Source organism: Planomonospora corallina, assembly GCF_042650625.1.
Lineage (GTDB): Bacteria > Actinomycetota > Actinomycetes > Streptosporangiales > Streptosporangiaceae > Planomonospora_B > Planomonospora_B corallina.
In genome coordinates this window covers 104,059-119,693 of sequence record NZ_JBHSBM010000024.1, presented here as the reverse complement: position 1 = coordinate 119,693, position 15,635 = coordinate 104,059, and the positions used below count along the sequence as shown (strand labels likewise).

Annotated in this window: 17 protein-coding genes; 9 read left to right on the top strand and 8 right to left on the bottom strand. The window is 70.9% G+C overall.

Annotated features, from left to right (window positions below):
• The first annotated feature begins 50 nt into the window (after positions 1-50).
• The gene (locus ACFOWE_RS21565; protein WP_377290581.1) at positions 51-461 is read left to right on the top strand and encodes a VOC family protein; all 411 of its coding nucleotides are present in this window, start codon (positions 51-53) and stop codon (positions 459-461) included.
• Positions 462-644: 183 nt separating this feature from the next.
• On the opposite strand, the gene ACFOWE_RS21560 is transcribed toward ACFOWE_RS21565, so the two are convergent.
• The 4 genes from ACFOWE_RS21560 to ACFOWE_RS21545 form a co-directional block, all read right to left on the bottom strand.
• Entirely contained in the window at positions 645-968 is a 324-nt protein-coding gene (locus ACFOWE_RS21560; protein ID WP_377290579.1) for a transcriptional regulator, read from the bottom strand.
• A complete protein-coding gene (locus ACFOWE_RS21555) occupies positions 965-1,423 on the bottom strand; it encodes a hypothetical protein (protein WP_377290577.1) in 459 nt (152 codons plus the stop codon). Before ACFOWE_RS21555 ends, ACFOWE_RS21560 begins: the two co-directional genes overlap by 4 nt.
• A 94-nt stretch (positions 1,424-1,517) precedes the next feature.
• Positions 1,518-2,378, bottom strand: a complete 861-nt coding sequence (locus ACFOWE_RS21550; protein WP_377290575.1) for a hypothetical protein — start codon at positions 2,376-2,378, stop codon at positions 1,518-1,520.
• Complete coding sequence (locus ACFOWE_RS21545; protein WP_377290573.1) at positions 2,375-2,875, bottom strand: SigE family RNA polymerase sigma factor; 501 nt, start codon at positions 2,873-2,875, stop codon at positions 2,375-2,377. The genes ACFOWE_RS21550 and ACFOWE_RS21545 overlap by 4 nt, the downstream gene beginning before the upstream one ends.
• Before the next feature lie 385 nt (positions 2,876-3,260).
• Here ACFOWE_RS21545 and ACFOWE_RS21540 point away from each other — a divergent pair, with 385 nt between their 5' ends.
• The 4 genes from ACFOWE_RS21540 to ACFOWE_RS21525 all read left to right on the top strand — a co-directional run bounded on the left by ACFOWE_RS21540 (position 3,261) and on the right by ACFOWE_RS21525 (position 9,955).
• A complete protein-coding gene (locus ACFOWE_RS21540; RefSeq protein ID WP_377290571.1) occupies positions 3,261-4,463 on the top strand; it encodes an OmpA family protein in 1,203 nt (400 codons plus the stop codon).
• Between the two features lie 84 nt (positions 4,464-4,547).
• Positions 4,548-6,146, top strand: coding sequence for a serine/threonine-protein kinase (locus ACFOWE_RS21535; protein WP_377290569.1), 1,599 nt, complete (start codon positions 4,548-4,550; stop codon positions 6,144-6,146).
• Between the two features lie 184 nt (positions 6,147-6,330).
• A complete protein-coding gene (locus ACFOWE_RS21530) occupies positions 6,331-6,675 on the top strand; it encodes a hypothetical protein (RefSeq protein WP_377290567.1) in 345 nt (114 codons plus the stop codon).
• 199 nt (positions 6,676-6,874) lie between these two features.
• The gene (locus ACFOWE_RS21525) at positions 6,875-9,955 is read left to right on the top strand and encodes a DUF3427 domain-containing protein (protein WP_377290565.1); all 3,081 of its coding nucleotides are present in this window, start codon (positions 6,875-6,877) and stop codon (positions 9,953-9,955) included.
• A 63-nt stretch (positions 9,956-10,018) separates the two neighbouring features.
• Here ACFOWE_RS21525 and ACFOWE_RS21520 read toward each other — a convergent pair whose 3' ends face one another.
• Positions 10,019-10,234: a DUF397 domain-containing protein gene (locus ACFOWE_RS21520; protein ID WP_377290563.1), complete on the bottom strand. Its 216-nt coding sequence runs from the start codon at positions 10,232-10,234 to the stop codon at positions 10,019-10,021.
• A gap of 29 nt (positions 10,235-10,263) precedes the next feature.
• The gene (locus ACFOWE_RS21515; protein WP_377290561.1) at positions 10,264-11,112 is read right to left on the bottom strand and encodes a helix-turn-helix domain-containing protein; all 849 of its coding nucleotides are present in this window, start codon (positions 11,110-11,112) and stop codon (positions 10,264-10,266) included.
• A gap of 215 nt (positions 11,113-11,327) precedes the next feature.
• Between ACFOWE_RS21515 and ACFOWE_RS21510 the strand changes: the two genes are divergently transcribed.
• The 4 genes from ACFOWE_RS21510 to cpt all read left to right on the top strand — a co-directional run bounded on the left by ACFOWE_RS21510 (position 11,328) and on the right by cpt (position 13,713).
• Positions 11,328-11,594 carry a hypothetical protein gene (locus ACFOWE_RS21510; RefSeq protein ID WP_377290559.1) on the top strand — a complete coding sequence of 89 codons (267 nt, stop codon included), beginning with the start codon at positions 11,328-11,330 and terminating at the stop codon, positions 11,592-11,594.
• Positions 11,507-12,205 carry an ATP-binding protein gene (locus tag ACFOWE_RS21505; protein WP_377290557.1) on the top strand — a complete coding sequence of 233 codons (699 nt, stop codon included), beginning with the start codon at positions 11,507-11,509 and terminating at the stop codon, positions 12,203-12,205. Before ACFOWE_RS21510 ends, ACFOWE_RS21505 begins: the two co-directional genes overlap by 88 nt.
• Before the next feature lie 224 nt (positions 12,206-12,429).
• Positions 12,430-12,966 carry a hypothetical protein gene (locus ACFOWE_RS21500; protein WP_377290555.1) on the top strand — a complete coding sequence of 179 codons (537 nt, stop codon included), beginning with the start codon at positions 12,430-12,432 and terminating at the stop codon, positions 12,964-12,966.
• 216 nt (positions 12,967-13,182) lie between these two features.
• Entirely contained in the window at positions 13,183-13,713 is a 531-nt protein-coding gene (gene cpt / locus ACFOWE_RS21495; protein WP_377290766.1) for a chloramphenicol phosphotransferase CPT, read from the top strand.
• Positions 13,714-13,743: 30 nt separating this feature from the next.
• On the opposite strand, the gene ACFOWE_RS21490 is transcribed toward cpt, so the two are convergent.
• Positions 13,744-14,337, bottom strand: a complete 594-nt coding sequence (locus ACFOWE_RS21490; protein WP_377290553.1) for a 2'-5' RNA ligase family protein — start codon at positions 14,335-14,337, stop codon at positions 13,744-13,746.
• Between the two features lie 213 nt (positions 14,338-14,550).
• A complete protein-coding gene (locus tag ACFOWE_RS21485; RefSeq protein ID WP_377290551.1) occupies positions 14,551-15,576 on the bottom strand; it encodes an AraC family transcriptional regulator in 1,026 nt (341 codons plus the stop codon).
• Positions 15,577-15,635 lie beyond the last annotated feature (59 nt).

Sequence of the window (15,635 nt, the reverse complement as noted above, 5' to 3'; positions counted from 1 at the left end):
AGTGGTTTCGGAGAAGTTTTCGCCCGGGGCCGCTCGGTAGCGTGGTTCACATGTTCACCGCGATCACGCACTCGCAGATCTACGTCCTCGACCAGGACGAGGCCCTCGACTTCTACGTCGGCAAGCTCGGCCTGGAGGTCAACTCCGACGTCGACCTGGGCTTCATGCGCTGGCTGACCGTCAACGTCCCCGGCGACCCGGAGCGCCAGATCCTGCTGGAGAAGCCGGGCGGCCCGACGATGTCCGAGGAGACGGCCCAGCAGGTCCGGGAGCTGGTGACCAAGGGCGCGATGGGCGGCCACCTGATCTTCAGGACGGACGACTGCCGCAAGACGTACGAGACGCTGCTGAGCAAGGGCGTCGAGTTCACCCAGGAGCCCACCGAGCAGCCGTACGGGATCGACTGCGGCCTGCGCGACCCTTTCGGCAACTCCATCCGCTTCACCCAGCCGAAGGCCTGACGCCGTCCTGAGGTCGTCCTGGGGCCGTACGGCGGGTCAGCGCGGAGCCGGCGGCCGGGGCCGGACCCGGAGCTCCCGGGCCGCGGGCGGTGGGGGTCCGGCCGGAGCGGAGGCGCGGCCGCGGAGGGCGCCTCCGTGCTCCCGGCGGACCATACTCCCGGCGGACCGTGCGCCCGGACCGGCCTACGCGTCCCCGGCCCCTTCGCCGACGATCGCGCGCAGCGCCGCGACGTGCCCCCGGTAGGCGGCGCGGCCGTCCCCGGTGAGCCGGAGCCAGACGCGCTGGCGGGTGTCGCGCACGGCCTTGCGCTGCTCGACGTAGCCGGCCTCGATCAGCACGCCCACGTGCTTGCTGAGCACGGAGGCGCTGACGCCGAGCTGCTCCTGGACCACGCCGAACTCGGCCTCGGCGACCGCGTCCAGCAGGGCGCAGATCCGCAGCCGGTTCGGTGTGTGGATCGTCGCGTCGAAGCCGCCCATGGAGGTGGAGTCGGACACGGCGGTCATGCCGACTTCCGGGCGGGCCTGCGGCAGTAGACCGTGAGGGCGAACATGGCGACGGCGTTCACCGCGGCGGAGACGATCCAGCCCCGCTGCAGGCCCGCGCGCACATCCAGCGCGGCGGCGACCGCCATGAGGCCGACGAGGAGCACCGCCGCCACCGCCATCACCGCCACCTGGCGCCGGTCGCCCCGGCTGACGATCCCGAAGCGGTCGAAGAACACCCGCACGGCCACCAGCAGGCCGGCGATCGCCGCCAGGGAGACCAGGGCCCCGGCGGGCTGCGGGAGCAGGACGCTCAGCGGGGACAGGGCGCTCAGGGCGGCCACGACGGAGGGGTACCACATCGGCATCGGGACGGCGTCGATGGCCGTCCGGACCCGCTCCACCTCGCGGAGGGCCGCGGCGGCCTCCTCACGGGTCGGACGGGCGGGGGTCTCGGAAGTCGCGTGTGTTTCCATGCAGGAAACTCAACCACTCACTTTCCATCTCGTCAACACTTGACTTTCCATAGGGGAAAGACAAGGCTGTCCGGCGGACCGCACCCGCGCCGTCTCAGTCCCCCCGCCGGTCGGCGGGAGCGGACGGCCCCTCCGCCGGGAGCCCCGTGCCCGCCGGAGACCCGTCCCCCGGCGCGGGCTCGGCCGCGGCGGGCCGGTCGTAGATCCCGACGGTCCACCCGCCCGGGCGCTCACCAGTCCTGAGCGACAGCCGCCTGCGCACCTCGGGATCCCTCAGCGCCCGGACCTGAGCGGCCTCGTCGCACCCTCCCGGCTTCACGACCGGCCGGCAGCCCGTGACGGCCTCCGCCACCTCCCGCACCGGGGCGTCCGCCGGGAAGACCCAGACCTTCATGGACTGCGGCCCCTCCAGCCAGCCGGAGGGCGCCGACAGCCGGTCATGATGTCCGCCCGCCAGGTCACCGCACCGTCCGGCCGTACCGCCCGACTCTCCGCCCCTGAGCGGAAGGTCCGTGACGACCCAGGCCCGGGGATCGTCGCAGACCACCTTGTTCCCGGTGAAGTGGCTGGTCGGAGTGAAGGTCACCGTCTCGCCTACGCCCACCGTCTCGAACCGCCGGGAGTGGATGAGGGAGAGGTCGAACCTGTCGGCCCCCAGCACCACGGGCATCGTGCCGGGCAGGTCCGCCCCCGGCCCGGCCGGGACCGCGGCCGGCGAGGGCTGGGCGAGCACCGCCTCGCGGGGGCGGAGCAGATCGGCAAGCGGGCCGCTCGCCAGTCCGGTCGCGGCGACGGCGAGGGCCAGCGCGGCCCCCGCCGTCACCGCCCGCCGGGTACGGCGTATGCCGCGGCCCCGCCGTACGATCGCGTCGAGACCGGCGGACGGCTCGCACCCGGAGGGTGCCCGGCCGTACCGGTCCAGGAGTTCACGCAGGTCGCTCTCGGTGTGCCTCATCGCTGGGTCCTCTCCAAGATCATTGTCTGGACGTCCGGGTCGACGCGGAGACGGGTGAGGGCCCGGCCCAGCTGGCTCTTCACCGCTCCCGGCGAGCAGCCGATGACGTCGGCGACCTGGGTGAGCGTCCGTCCCTCGAAGTAGTGCAGGACGATCACCGCGCGCTGGCGCGGGGAGAGCGCGCCGATCGCGCTCCACAGTGCGGCCTGGTCGTCCACCTCGGCGGCCGCGTCACGCGGGTCGGCGGTCTCGGGGAGCGTCTCGGCCGGGACCTCCCCGCGCCAGCGCCTGCGCCACCACGAGGCGTGGGTGTTCACGATGATCCGGTAGACGTAGGGATCGGGGTTGCCCTCGATCCGCCGCCAGGCGATCCACGCCTTCGCCAGCGCCGTCTGCACCAGGTCCTCGGCCGTGCCCCAGTCCCGGGCGAGGAGGTACGCCATCCGGCACAGCCGCGAATGCCGGTGCGCCACGTACTCGGCGAACCCGTCGTCCATCGATCATCTCCGTCCCGTCGTCTCCGGTGATGACTACCGGCCACCGGGCGCGTTCGGATGACAGGTGATCGAAGAATCCTCAGGACCGTACGGCGGGCCACGAGCGGAGCCGGCGGCCGGTCCGCTCCGTCGGCCTGCCGGGGAGCCGCCGACCTGCCGCGGAAGTCGCAGGCCGCGTACCGCCGCGGGATGACGAAAATCAATCACACGCTGTACGCGGAGAGTAATCCGAAATGCTAAAAATCATGATTGACATCTGAGGAAAGGCACCGCATTCACGTGGGCTCGACGGTGGCCGCCGCGACCGGACCGGGTGCGGATTCCAGCCGAATGCCGCGTGCCGCGACGCCAGGGGGCGATGACCACGGCTTCCAGAGGATCCGGCGTGAGGACCGCGCTTCTCACCCCGCTCATCGCGCTCGTGCTCGCCTCGTGCGCCGCCACCGCGACCGGCGGCGACGGAGAGTCACACCGTTCACCGGCTCCGCCCTCCCGGACCGCCGCTCCGGCCGCCACGGCGCCGCAGGGCGCCGCCGCGACCTCGGGGAGCTCCGCGGCGGCATCGGGCGGCTCCGCCGTACCCGCGACGACCGGCCCCGAGCCGACGAGCTGCCCGAACGGGACGCTCATCCCGGCCGTCGAGGTGCCCGCCGTACACGCCGATCCGGTGGTCATCCCGGAGGCGAGGATCGGGGGCGAGACCATCCCCTCCGTCACCATCCCCGGGGTGGACATCCCCGCCACGCGCATCCCCGCCCAGTGCACCGAGATCGCCCCGGCGCCCGGCGGCTGCCTCGGGGCGGCGTCGATCCCGCCGGTCTCGATCCCCGCCGTGGAGATCCCGCCGGTCGAGATCCCCGGCGTGGACGCCGGTGGGATCAAGCTCGACCCGGTGCGCGCGGAGGGGGTGCGGGCCGAGGCCGTGCACGCGCAGGGCGTCTCCACCCCCGAGGTGTGCCAGGTCGTACCGGAGGGCGGCGGGCGGGTGCCGTACGTCCGCCGTGACTACATCCGACGGGATTACATCCGACGGGATTACATCCGCCGTGACTACATCCGCCGTCCCGGTGCCTGCAACGAGCAGCGGGAATGCATTCCCGCCGTCGAAGTGCCCGCCGTCGAGGTGCGCGCGGTCGAGGTGCGGGCCGTGGAGATCCCGGCGGCGGAGCTGAAGGCGTACGAGATCGGCGAGAGCGAGGTCCTCGAAGGCGGCGGCTCGATCGCCTTCGCCGTCAAGGCCGACGTGCTCTTCGACTTCGACAGCGCCGCCATCAAGCCGGAGGCCGCCGCCGAGCTCAGGCGCGTCGCCCGGCAGATCACCGAGAAGGCCGCCTCCGGCGCGGCCGTCCAGGTCGACGGGCACACCGACGCCCGGGGCGACGACGCGCACAACCAGACCCTGTCCGAACGGCGGGCGCGGGCGGTGGCCGACTGGCTGGCGACCGAGGGCGGCGTCCCGAGAGCCCGGCTCGAGGCGCGGGGGTACGGCGAGACGAAGCCCGTCACGCCGAACACGAAGGCCGACGGCTCGGACGACCCGGCGGGCCGCGCCAAGAACCGCCGGGTGGTCATCTCCACCACCACCTGACGCGCCGCCCTCCCCGCCCCCGCACGGGATCCGCTCCGGATCCGCTCGACCACAGACCCCGACCAGATCAGGACGAATCGCGACGTGACCGACGAACTCGATCTCCACACACGGCGGATAGGCCCGTACACCCTGGTCCGCCAGTTGGGCGAGGGCGGGATGGGCATCGTCCACCTGGCCCACGACGAGCAGAACAGACCGGTCGCGCTGAAGGTGATGCGCCCCGAGCTGGCCAGGCGCGAGGAGTTCCGGCGCAGGTTCCAGCGCGAGGTGGACGCGGCGCGCCGGGTGGCGAGGTTCTGCACCGCGCCCGTGCTCGACGCGGGCATCGACGGCGACCAGGCCTACATCGTCACCGACTACGTCGAAGGACCCGACCTGTCCTCGGTCGTCGAGACGCGCGGCCCCCTGACCGGCGCGGCCCTGGAGGCCCTCGCCGTCGGGGTCGCCACCGCGCTGGCCGCGATCCACGAGGCCGGCGTCGTCCACCGCGACCTGAAGCCGTCGAACATCCTGCTCGGGTCGACCGGCCCACGGGTGATCGACTTCGGGATCGCCCGGCTGGCCGAACCGGACGCCACCCAGTCCGCGGCGCTGGTCGGCACCCCCGCCTACATGTCGCCCGAGCAGGTGAACGGCGGAGCCGTCACCGCGGCGAGCGACATATTCGCCTGGGCCGGCGTGGTGGTCTACGCCGGCACGGGACAGCCGCCGTTCGGCACCGGGGACATGCCCCAGGTGCTCTACCGGGTGGTCAACCACGTGCCCCGGCTCGACGGGGTCGACGAACGGCTCCGGCCGCTGGTGGAACAGGCGCTGGACAAGGACCCCGCCCGGCGCCCCACCGCCCAGGAACTGCTCGACCGGCTGCTCGGCCGTACCCGGGCCACGGCGGTGGAGGGCGCCCGCACCGTGAGCGACGCCTGGACCCCGTCCCTGCCGGGCCTCGGGGCGTCCCTGCCGGGCCTCGGGGCGAGCGGCGTCGCACGGTGGCGCCGTCTGCGCACGCCGCTGCTCGCCGCCGCCCTCGCCGCGCTGGTCACCGCGGGCGGCTCCCTGGCGCTGCTCCGCCCCTGGGAGGCCGCGGACCCGTCCGCCCGTGACGCCCTCCCGGCCGGGTCCACGGTCACCGCCACCGTGACCGCGACCATGACCACGGCCGCGCCCGCCGGGGACGGCGGGGATGGAGGGGACGCCTCCCCCTCCTCGGCCGCCGCCGGCCCGACGCGGGAGGAGGCCGGTCCTCCCCCGGGGAAGGCCGTACGGCCCGGCACGTCGGAGGCGGGAGCCGACATCCGCTTCCGGCACTCCTCGGGGGAGGAGATCCCGATCCATGTGCGGATCGACTCGCTCGTCCGGGAGGGCGACCGGATCCGGCTGCAGTGGACCGTGCGGAACGACGGCTCCGGGGACCAGCGCGTCTCCTTCGGCGACCTCATGGACGACGGCCTGAGCGCCGAGAAGATCAGCCTGATCCTGCCGGGCGCGGCTCCTCCCGCCTTTCCTCTGTGGGAGGAGAACAGATGCGTCTGCTCCCGCTGGGGCCCCATCGACGACCTCGCCCCCGGCGAGTCCAAGCGCCTGCACGCGGTGTTCGACGGGGTGTCCGCGGAGGTCAAGACGGTCGGGGTCGACCTGGCGCAGCTCGGCCTCTACGAGAACATCCTCGTCACCGGGACGTGACCGGGCCCCGCTCCCACACCGGCCGGTGTCCACTCCGGCCGGTGTACGGGCCGGCCGGTGTACGGGCCGGCCGGTGGCAGAACCCGGGCCGTCGCGGTGGCCGGTGGCAGACTGGAGGCCACGGCACCCGGCGGCCGGGCCGGGCCGGGCTAGTCGAGGCTGGACGGTCGAGGCGGGAGGACCGATGGACGGAAACGATCCGCACATCCACGTCGAGGTGGACGTGATCCACGCCGACGCCGCCCTCCGGAACATGATGGCCTCGGCCTTCGGCCTGGTCGGTGAGCTGCCGAGCGCGGTCGCCACCGGCTGCGGCCTGCGGGTGCCGTACGCGATGACGTCCCCCCGCCCGGAGAGCGTCACCTGCCTGGCCTGCCGCGAGCACGCGCACCGGCGGCACCTGGACTACGCCGACCAGGTCGAACGCCTGTCCGCCATGCCCGGCACGCCCCTCGACCCCCACCAGGCGGCCCAGGCCGCCCAGCGCCACCGCGAGCTGGCCGAACAGTTCACCACCGGCGACGGCTGACCCCTCCGCCGGGAGCCACCGGAGCCATGCGTTCCGGATCACACCCGTGATCACCATCCCGGATGCGGCCATCAAGAGCACACGTCAATCGATGGACCGGGCAGAATCGCCGGACACCATTGCGCTGCGCGCCCATTTGCAGCCGATTTGAAACTCACAGATCCGGAAATTGTCACCAGTTCTCCCTATAGTGCCGGCTGTGAGTGACCTCCAACCAGGCATATACGAGCATCTGATCACCCGTGAGCTCGGGATGTCTCTGCGCGCTTTACCTGACAGCGGCTTGATCGACAAACGGGCTCTGGATCCGGCCGACGCCCACGAAACTCTGGCAAGGCATCTGGCCGCTCTGACTCGACGTGCGTTGAGGTCCGTGCGAGGCGAAAACGATGTCGCCAAGCTGGCACGCCAAGTCGAGATCACCAACCGGATCGCCGAGTTGATCGGTGAACTCGTGCCCGACACCGCTGCGCCGGAGGATCTGGTCGAGGCCGCTGAGGAACTCCTGGGTGTCGCCTGTGGTAAAGACGCGGGTGGAACGGTCCGTTTCCCGTCCCGCCCGATAGTTCCATTGACCGGCAGCGCACTCCTGGTCAACGGCCGAGGGCAGCCGGAGATCGGCCATGAGATCAAGCGCGAACTGGCCTCCGCCGACCGCGTCGATCTGCTCTGCGCTTTCGTGAAGTGGAACGGCGTACGTGTGCTGGCGGAGGCGATCGAGGAGTTTCTGGCACGCGGTGGAGAGCTCCGCGTGGTCACCACCACCTACATCGGAGCCACCGACCGCTTGGCCCTTGACCGGCTCGCCGAAATGGGCGCGCAGATCAAGGTCTCCTACGACACCCGCATGACCCGCCTGCACGCCAAAGCCTGGCTGTTCCACCGTGCCAACAATCTGTCCACGGCCTACGTCGGATCCTCCAACCTGTCCAAGACCGCGCTCAGCCACGGCCTGGAGTGGAATGTGCGACTCGCGCAGGCCGAGCAGCCCCACCTGGTTGACACCTTCACGGCCACTTTCGACGACTACTGGGGTGACCCGTCCTTCGAGCCTTATGACCCGGTCCGCGACGCGGAGCGGTTGGATCGCGCCTTGTCGGCTGAGCGCGGTGGCGGGCGGCCGACTTTCATTGACTTCGCGCGCGTCGACATCCGTCCCTACCCATATCAGCGGGAGATCTTGGACGAGCTCGCAGCCGAGCGTGAGGTTCACGGGAGACACCGAAACCTGGTGGTCATGGCCACCGGTACCGGAAAGACCGTGGTCGCCGGCCTTGATTACCGACGGCTCCGTGAGGCACGGCAGGTGGATTCTCTGCTGTTCGTCGCGCACCGGGAAGAGATCCTCCGTCAGAGCCTCCTCACCTTCCGACAGGTGCTGCGGGACGAGACGTTCGGTGAACTGTTCGTCGGTGGCTCACGGCCGGTGCATTGGCGACACGTGTTCGCCTCGATCCAGTCGTTGCACGCCAACCCGCTTCCTCACCCTGAGGCGTTCGACATGGTGATCGTTGATGAGTTCCACCATGCCGAGGCGAACACGTACCGGAAATTGCTCTCAGCAGTGCGGCCTCGCGTGCTGCTCGGCCTGACGGCCACTCCCGAGAGGACCGACGGACAGGACGTCAAACACTGGTTCGACGGCCGGATCGCGGCCGAGCTCCGCCTGTGGGAGGCGCTGGAGCGCGGCTTGCTCGCCCCGTTCCAGTACTTCGGCGTCCACGACGGAGTCGACCTGCGCGAGATCGGCTGGCGGCGAGGTCAGGGCTACGACACCACCCAACTATCGAACGTCTATACCGGCAATGATCGCCGGGTCGCCGTCGTGCTGGAGACCCTGCACCGCAAGATCGGTGATGTAGGCGGGATGCGCGCGATGGGTTTCTGCGTGGGGATCGAGCACGCCCGCTTCATGGCCGAACGTTTCGCCCGAGCAGGTATCCCCGCGGTCGCCGTCACCTCGCAGAGTTCACCTGAGGAACGTTCCCAGGCACTACGCGACCTGCGCGAGCGGCGAATCAACGCAATCTTCACCGTTGACCTGTTCAACGAGGGCGTGGACGTACCCGAGATCGACACCGTGTTGTTCCTCCGCCCCACCGACAGCGCAACGGTCTTCTTGCAGCAGCTCGGCCGCGGCCTACGCCTGGCGGACGACAAACCGTGCCTGACGGTCCTGGACTTCGTGGGCCACCAGCACAGACAATTCCGCTTCGATCGGCGGTATCGGGCGCTGACCGGTGCTAGTCGTACCGGTATCGCCCGCGAGGTCGAACAGGAATTCCCTACGCTCCCGGCCGGGTGCGTCATCGATTTGGATCGTGACGTGCGCCGCTTGGTCCTGGACAACGTACGGCAGGCGCTCAAGCTCAACTGGAAGGACCTGACCCGCGAGCTGCATGATCTCGGAGACGTCACGTTGCTGGAGTTCCTGACAGAGACCGGACTGGAGCTGGAGGATCTTTACCTGCGCAGCAGGGCGGGTTGGGCAGCGCTGCGGCGCGACGCGGGCCTCGACGGAGAGGTGCCCGACTCCGCACTCGACAGACAACTCGGCCGGGCCATCGGGCGCATGCTGCATCTGGACGACGTCGAGCGTCTGACCTTCATGTGCGACCTACTGGAAGGCCGCACCCCCGAGTCACCCCGCGAGCGGCGACTGTTCGCCATGCTCGACGCCGCCCTGTGGGGAGGGACCGAGTCGTTCTCCGGCATGGAGGCACGGTTCGCTCGCCTTCCCCGGAGCCGAGCGACCGAGCTGCGCGAACTCGCTGGGGTGCTCCGTTCCCGGATCCGGCGGGTGAATCCTCACCTGGACCCGGCGGTACCGCTGAACGTGCACGCCCGTTACAGCAAGAACGAGGTGCTGGCCGCTTTCGGTGTCGACAAACCCGCGCACATGCGTGAGGGGGTGAAGTACGTCGAAGAGCACCGAGCCGATCTGTTCTTCGTGACGATCGACAAGTCCGAGGACCATTACTCGCCGACCACCCTCTACCACGATCGGGCGATCACCGAAGAGCTGTTCCAATGGGAGTCGCAGAGTACGCTGCGCTCAGCTGCTCCCACCGCTCGGCGCTACATGTCTGGCGATTCCACCGTGCATCTGCTGATTCGGCATTCGAAGCGCGATGAAGGGCTGGGCGCTCCGCCGTACCTCTACGCCGGGCCGATGCGATACGTCAGTCACGAGGGCGAGCAGCCCGTCCGCTTCGTCTGGCGACTGGATCACCCGTTGCCGCCAGACGTCTTCCACTACGCCCGAGCCGCAGCGGCCTGAACGAGGTTCCCTCCGAGGCACCTGCCTCCCCATGAGGACGCAGGAGACCGTTCCGGCCAGGCGTCAGGCGAGGGAGTCGAACGCACCGTTCTTGATGCTCCCGACGAAGGCCCCCCACTGGTCCGGTGTGAAGGTCAGCACCGGGCCGTGGGGGTCCTTGCTGTCTCGAACGGCGACGATGCCGGGGAGATTGTCGGCCACTTCGACGCAGTTGCCGCCGTCGGTGCTGTAGCTGCTCTTGCGCCACCGGGCGCGGGACCAGTCCGCGTTCGAGGTCATCCCACGACTCCCTTCTCGGTGGCCCGAGACTATGAGCTGATCATGGAGGAGATGAGGGTAACCGACTCCTCGGCGGTCAGCGCCCGGTTGGTCAGCTTCTCAAACATCTGAGTGTATTTCGCGAGTTCATCGCCGTCTTCCAGGATCAGACCGCTGGTGGCTTGTTCGAGGTAGACCAGGTCCGGGTCCACCGGGTCGGGGAACTCCAGGATGATGAACGGGCCGTCCATCGCCGGATGCGCTCCTCCACGGAAGGGGAGCACCTGGATCGTCACGTTCGGCAGTTCGCTCCGCTGGAGCAGGGAAACAAGCTGCTCTCTCATCGTCTCCGGGCCGCCCGCCTCGCGCACCAGCACGGCCTCGTCGAGTACGGCGTGCAGCCGGACCGGATCGTCGGCGGTCAGCAGCCGCTGGCGCGCGAGCCGGATGTCGATCTTCTTCTCCACGTGACCCGCACTGGGCCTCGTCGCCGTCGCCTCGATCACCGCTCGGGCGTACGCCTCGGTCTGCAGAAGTCCCGGGATCACCTGAGCCTCGTAGGTCCGGATCACCGCGGCGTCGGCCTCTAGGCCGATGTATGAATCGAACCCGGCCTTCATCGTGTCCCGATGGCGATGCCACCAGCCCTTCTGTCGGGATTCACGGGCCAAGGCGATCAATTCCCGCCGGAGCGCGTCATCGGTGACCTTGTAGTGGTCGAGCAGATCACCGACGTCACCATGGTGGACGCTCACCCGCCCGGTCTCGATGCGGGAGACCTTGGTTCCCGACCAGCCCAGAGCTGCGGCCACCTCGGTCCCGTTGAGGCCGGCGGCCTCACGCAGGCGCCGTAGCTCGATCCCGAGTCGGCGGCGCCGGGCCGTAGGACTGATGGGCATCGTCACCCTCCTGTTGGGCCTCCCAGCTTGGCAAAGCCCTCCAGCCTGCGCAAACGCAATCAGTCTAGAGTTTTCGCGTCAACGCAATTGCGAGTACACGATTGCTCGTCCATGCTCTAAGCGTACGGCCTGCGACTCTCCGTATGCGGCGGGTCGCAGGCCAGGGGAACCGCCGCCGTCACGAAGGGCTGACGATGAATCCACACGATCCACAGGTGCAGTTCGTCCATCTGCTGCGGCTGGGGTGGGAGCTGCGCGGTCTCGGAGTCAGCACCTCGCTCGTTCTGCCCGCCACCGGCCGGCCGGTGCTGGAGCTGATGCCGGCGGGCCGGGCGCGGGTCCGGGTGATGGCCGTACGGCGGGGCCGCGACTGGGTGTTCACCTGGCGGCCCTGGTGGGCGCGGCCTTGGCGGCGGGGCGAGTGCGTCTGGGCCGGGGCGGACAACGCGGCCGACGTCATCGTCTCGACGGTGATCGCGTGAGCGCCCCACGACCGCAGCACGCCCCGAAGGACGCACCCCGGCGCGTGCGCGGTAGGACCGGCGGAGCGCACAGACCCGGTGAGGCGAACGGATCCGGCGAGGCAAAGGGACCCGGTGAGGCCCGCCATGCCGTACTCGAACGGCTCCGGCACCGTGACTTCCCCGGCGTCCCCGCCTCGGCGCCTCGAGCCCGCGCGTGGGTGCGGGGGCTGCTGGCCGGAGAGGTCGCCGCCGACACCCTCGACACCGCGCTGCTGCTGTTCAGCGAGGTCTTCACCAACGCGCTGCTCCACTCCGACTCCGGACGCGGCCCGGACGGGTCGGTGACCGTCTATCTGGGCACCGCCGGCGGCCTGGCCCACGTCGAGGTGATCGACGACGGCTCGCCCGCCAGCGTGCCCTTCCTCCGGGCCGCGGCGCCCGACAGCGAGAGCGGGCGCGGCCTGGCCCTGGTCGACCTGCTGGCCGCGAGGTGGGGAGTCCACCACGACGAGGAGACCGGCACCGCCGTCTGGTTCCAGGTCGCCGACCTCCCGGAGACGACGTGGCCGGAAGCCCTCGGCCGGTCCGGGCACGGGCCTCATCCGCCTGTCAATACAGCGGAAAGCTGACGCCCCCCACCTCTCTGCCATCGTCGTTTACAGATGAGTAATATCGCTGTTTACAAGAAATAAGATGATCGTTCGATGTGGGGCGAATTGCGTTTCCCGTACGTTTCTTCCATGCCGGAGCCGCTGTTCGGAAAGCCCCGGAACCAGGGCACGAGAACAGCCGGGAACCTCCGGCCCGTATAGGCGATCATCCGAGGTCATCGGCCTCGGCGAGGAGGGAAGAAATGTCGGCAGATAAGATCCGCCGGACGCGCGCACGCCTCGCTCTGTGCGTCTCCACGCTCGCGATCGGCACCGTTCTCACCGCGTCACCGGCGGACGCGCGCACGGTCACGGCACCGGTGGCCGCGCTCACCGGCGCACCCGGCTCCGCCGCCACGCTCACCTCCGGGCCGGCCCCGGCGTCCCTCGCCTCGGCCGGTGAGACGGCCCGGACGTCGGTCCAGGGCCGCTGGACCACCCTCTGGTTCGGCAACAGGAACACCAAGAAGCTGCAGAGCCCCGCCCTGCGGAACAAGAAGAAGGTCCTGCAGATCGTCGTCCAGTGCTGGAACGGCGGCGACGGCACCCGCGCCACGGCGTACTTCCAGCGCAAGTACGCCGGCGTCTGGTTCTCGGTGGGGAGATCCAGCACCGGTTACTGCGTCGGAGGGAAGATGTACCACCGCCTCCGCAACGTGCCGTCCGGCACCTACCGCGCCACCGTCAAGCTCAGCCCCAAGTCCCACACGGTCAGCATGTGGGTGCAGAACTACGGCTGACGCCCTGACGTGAGCTTCGCTCCCCGCGCCGCACCCGGGCGCGGGGAGTCCACCGCGACGAGGAGACCGGCACCGCCGTCCGGTCCCAGGCCGCCGACCCTGCGGAGACGACATGCTGCTCTTGGCCGGAAAGGCCCACCGGGTCGCGGCAGGCGTTACGGGTTCACCGAAATCCACTTCGAACGCTGCCGCGAGGCCTCCTACCATGGCGCGGTGATGACCCAAGTGATCGTGCTGAACGGCGGTTCCAGCTCGGGCAAGTCCGGGATCGCCCGGTGCCTGCAGGCGATCCTTCCGGATCCATGGCTCGCCTTCTCCGTCGACACCCTGGTCGACGCGATGCCCGCCTCCATGCAGGCGTCGGACACGGGGATCGACTTCGCCCGTGACGGTCACGTGACCGTCGGGCCGGAATTCCAGATCCTGGATGCGGCGTGGGCGGAGGGGATCGCCGCGATGGCCCGCGCGGGCGCCCGGATCATCGTGGATGACGTGTTCCTCGGCGGCGCGGCGTCCCAGCGACGGTGGCAGAAGGCTCTCGCCGAACTGGACGTGCTGTGGGTCGGTGTGAGGTGCGACGGCGCGATCGCCGCGGGCCGCGAGGCCGCACGAGGCGATCGGATCGCCGGAATGGCCGCGTCCCAGGCGGAGGTGGTCCACGAGGGTGTGGTCTACGACCTGGAGGTGGACACCTCGCGTGCCGAGTCGATGGAGTGCGCGCGGACCGTCGCCGCCCACGTCGAATGACCGGCGCCCCGGCCCCCCGCCGCATCGGGCTCACCCGGCCAGATCGAACGAAGTGTGGACGTCCCAGCGGTAGAGGTGGCCGTCGCGCCGGACGGCGATGAGGTGGATCCGGCTGACGGTGACGGTGACCGGCTCGGCGGTCACGGCGGCGAGCGCCTCCTCGTACGGCGCGGCCGGCCCGCTGGAGTCGCTGTAGGCGATGCTCATGTGCACCCACCAGTCGTCGGTCTCGTCCACCTCGCCCCGTACGTCGGTGATGCCCTGCCGTACGGCGCGGCGGGCCCGGTCGACGCCCTCGGCCGGCACCGGCTGGAACGATATGGACTCCGGGTCCACCGTCGGCCGGTCGAAGGTCAGGCTCACCGGCCCGACCCCGGCGAGGCGGCGCCGTACGGCCTGCGCGACCGCGTCCACGTCGTCCGCCTCGTCGGCGAAGCCGACCCCCTGCATGGTCAGGTGGAGCCACTCGACCGGGACGGGGTCGAGCCCGGCCAGGTCCCGGAGGGGCGCCTGGTAGGCGCGGACGAGGTCGTGCAGCGCGTCCTGCCCGTCGAAGAGGGTGTGCACGGCGTACATCCGCCGCCCGGGCCGCCAGCCCGGCCGCCACCACCAGTGGCTCCTCATCCGCTCCGGCACCGTGACCCCGCCCTCCGGCCGGCAGACCGACACGACCGCTCTCTCCCGGCCCTGTGCGCACGGTACGTGCCTGAACCTCGCTCGGGAAGCGGGATCCTCCCCGGCCCCGGCCCCGACTTCAGTTCGGATCCGGACCCGGGCGAGGATTCCGCTCCGGACCCGGGCGCGGAACGCGATCCCGGTGCGGGCCACCGGTGCGGGCTACCGGCTCTCCTGGAGGTAGGCGGCGGGTCCCTGCGGCTCCCCGTGGTGCGCGCCGGCCGCGGAGACCTCCGCGCGGTAGGCGCTCGGGCTCACGCCCCGGACCCGTTTGAAGGCCGAGCTGAAGCCGAACGCGTCGGCGTAGCCGACCCGGCGCGCCACCGAGGTGACGGTCGTGGCGGGTTCGACCAGCAGGTCGGCGGCGAGCGTCATCCGCCACTCCGTCAGGTACGCCAGGGGCGGCTCGCCCACCAGCTCGGTGAAGCGCTTGGCCAGTGTGGTGCGGGACACCCCGGCCACGGCCGCCAGGGAGGCAAGGGTCCACGGCCGGTCCGGGGCTTCGTGCATGGCCCGCAGCGCCGGGCCCACCGCGTCGTCGCCCAGCGCGCGGTACCAGGCGGGCGAGGCCGATTCGGACCGGTCGAACCAGTCCCGCAGCGTGCACACCAGCAGCCAGTCCAGCAGGCGGTCCAGCACGATCTGGCGGCCGTGCCGTCCCTCGGCGAGCTGCAGCTCGAAGTAGTCGCGCAGCGGCGCGCAGTCGTGGTCGTCCGCCACGACGACCACCGGGGGCAGCACCCGGAGCAACCGCCGGGGCGCCTCACCCCGGACGTGGTACGCCCCGGCCATCAGCACCGTGCGGCCGTCCGGCCCTCCCCGGTCGTCCGGCTCCGCACGGCGACCATCCGGCTCCGTACGACCGGCCGGCCCTCCCCGGCCGTCCGGCTCCCCCGCGTCGCCGCAGCGCACGTCGCGCGGCGCCGCCGGCCGCGCGGCCGTCTCCGGTCCGTCGGCCCACACGAACGGCTCGGGACCCCGCACGATCGCCACCTCGCCCACCCGCAGCGGGCGGGGCCGCCCGGCGTCCTCCGGGTGGGCGATCCATCCCTCGCCGTGCAGCGGCACGAGCAGCGTCATGGACGCGCGGTCGGTGAAGCGCAGTGCCCACGGCGGCGCCAGCACGGACCGGCCGAAGACCGCGCCGTCGGCGCGCACGCCTCGCAGGAGATCGTCGAACGGGTCCATGCCGTCACCATATGCCCGCCGTACGGCGGGTCCGCGGCGCGCCGGACGATCGCGCATGC